This window comes from Neptunitalea chrysea, from assembly GCF_027924145.1.
Lineage (GTDB): Bacteria > Bacteroidota > Bacteroidia > Flavobacteriales > Flavobacteriaceae > Neptunitalea > Neptunitalea chrysea.
In genome coordinates, this window is the sequence record NZ_BRVP01000085.1 from 1 (window position 1) to 380 (window position 380).

Sequence of the window (380 nt, forward strand, 5' to 3'; positions counted from 1 at the left end):
CTTCTACAGACGTTTCATGTAACGGAGGTTCTAATGGTGCTATTGACTTAACAGTTGCTGGTGGTATTACTCCTTATACATACGCTTGGTCTAACGGGGCTACTACTGAAGATTTAACAGGGCTTTCTAGTGGTACTTATACTGTTACTATAACGGATAACAACGGATGTACTGCTACAGAATCTGTAACTATTAGTGAACCTACAGCTATTGTAGCTTCTTCAACTTCTACAGACGTTTCATGTAACGGAGGTTCTAATGGTACTATTGATTTAACAGTTTCGGGTGGTACGGCTCCTTATACATACGCTTGGTCTAACGGCGCTACTACTGAAGATTTAACAGGGCTTACAGCGGGGACTTATAATGTTACTATTACC

At 40.8% G+C, this 380-nt stretch carries 1 protein-coding gene; it reads left to right on the forward strand.

Annotated elements, in window-relative coordinates; translation table 11 throughout:
- Positions 1 to 380 (forward strand): SprB repeat-containing protein (locus tag NBRC110019_RS16815; RefSeq protein ID WP_281756625.1); only part of this gene is annotated, 380 nt, incomplete at both ends.